Below are 229 nucleotides of genomic sequence, written 5' to 3'. Positions count from 1 at the left end.
GAGAGGAAAAAAAGGGAAAAAAAAAAAGAAAGAAAAGAAAGAAAAAGAAAAAAAGAGAAAGAAACAGAAAAAAAGAAAAAAAAAGAAAAAGAAGAAAAAAAAAAAAAAAAAGAAAAAAAAAGAAAAAAAAGAAAAAAAAAAAAAAGAAAAAGAAACCGAAGAGCAGGAAAAAAAAAGAAAAAAGAAGAGAAAAAGAAAGAGAAAATAGAAAAAAAAAAAACAACAAAAA

At 19.2% G+C, this 229-nt stretch carries 1 protein-coding gene; it reads left to right on the top strand.

Annotated elements, in window-relative coordinates:
- A partial coding sequence (locus tag MTCD1_RS23900; RefSeq protein WP_200818734.1) for a hypothetical protein occupies positions 1-229 on the top strand: 229 nt, incomplete at both ends.

Source organism: Colwellia marinimaniae, from assembly GCF_002207865.1.
Taxonomy (GTDB): domain Bacteria; phylum Pseudomonadota; class Gammaproteobacteria; order Enterobacterales; family Alteromonadaceae; genus Colwellia; species Colwellia marinimaniae.
Note: the sequence above shows the minus strand (reverse complement) of the source record. Positions and strands in the feature narration are given on the sequence as shown.